Raw genomic sequence first — 972 nt, 5'->3', positions numbered from 1 at the left:
GGACGGCACGTTCTCCCGGATGCTCCACGCGATCCAGGCGGAGAAGGACGCGGCCGGGGACATCGACTGGCTGGTGTCGGTCGACTCCACGACGAAGCGGGTGATCACGCCCTCGGCCGATCCCGCGGAGGACTGAGCACCAAACTCCACCTCGCCTGCGACGGACGCGGCCGCCCGCTCGGCTTCGTCCTCACGGGCGGCAACACCAACGACTGCACCCGCCTCGAAGCCGTCCTGGAGACGATCCGGGTCCCACGGGTCGGGCCGGGGCACCCGCGCACCCGGCCCGACCACCTCATCGCCGACAAGGGCTACAGCTCCCGAAAAATCCGCACCTACCTGCGCCGACGCGGCATCCCACACACCATCCCCGAACGCGCCGATCAGGCGCTCGGCCGACTCAACCGCGGCTCACACGGCGGCCGACCACCCGCCTTCGACCGACAGACATACCGGCTCCGCAACGTCGTCGAACGCTGCTTCAACCGGCTCAAGCAACGGCGCGGCCTCGCCACCAGATACGACAAGACCCGCGAGTCCTACCAGGCCGCCGTCGCCATCGCCTCGATTCTGCTCTGGATCTGATCTTTGAAGACGATCCCTAGGGATCAGCCCGGGCTGCGGCAGCGGCACGGATTGCGGGCCTGCCGGAGGCAACGTTCGGGAGACGGCGGCGGACCCTTTATATGGAAGAGGGTAGGCGAGGGGTCATGCCACTGACCTGCGAACTTGGAAAATCAAAGGTCATGCTGGACCGACACTAGCCGCGCTGGAACGTCACTGGACGCCGACATTCTGACCCAGTCTTTCGCAATTCTGCGAAAGATTGGGTCAGGGAGACGGGACACCACGAGCCAGTGGACGTCGGAGCCCCCGGCGCGGTCAGGGGGCGGTCGTGGTCAGTCTGGGGTCGTTCGCGTAGACGGGGTTGTCCTGGCGTTCGTACTGGGACAGTGCCAGGCCCATGCAGAA

Annotated in this window: 1 pseudogene; it reads left to right on the top strand. The window is 66.7% G+C overall.

What is annotated here, in order from left to right:
* Positions 1 to 585 (top strand): annotated as a pseudogene (locus IF30_RS46170) (IS5 family transposase); the annotation flags it as partial.
* Positions 586 to 972: the final 387 nt, after the last annotated feature.

Origin of the sequence: Streptomyces sp. NRRL S-350 (genome assembly GCF_000719705.1) — a bacterium.
GTDB lineage: Bacteria > Actinomycetota > Actinomycetes > Streptomycetales > Streptomycetaceae > Kitasatospora.
Note: the sequence above shows the minus strand (reverse complement) of the source record. Positions and strands in the feature narration are given on the sequence as shown.